Genomic DNA, 252 nt, shown 5'->3' on the forward strand with positions numbered 1-252 from the left:
AGAGTCCGGTGAAATAGCCGGCGGATTCGACTTTTTCAAGAAATGCTCTCATAATGGCGGAGACTTTCTCCTTGCCGAGGTCGAACTGCTTCTTTTCCTCAAGATCGAAATATACAGGCATTTCAAACTGCTTTCCCTTGATGACCGAGAGGAACACATCCGCCTCCTGCCGTGCCTCGTTCTCATTCATTGCATAGGAATACCAGTACGCACCGACAGGAATGCCGACCGCCTTAGCGCCGGAATAATTTT

The 252-nt window shown here is 49.2% G+C and carries 1 protein-coding gene; it reads right to left on the reverse strand.

Annotated features, from left to right (window positions below):
• A partial coding sequence (locus tag QVO51_RS09320) for a GH25 family lysozyme (RefSeq protein WP_288168074.1) occupies positions 1 to 252 on the reverse strand: 252 nt, incomplete at both ends.

Source organism: Ruminococcus sp. CAG:379 (assembly GCF_000434255.1).
GTDB lineage: Bacteria > Bacillota > Clostridia > Oscillospirales > Ruminococcaceae > Ruminococcus_F > Ruminococcus_F champanellensis.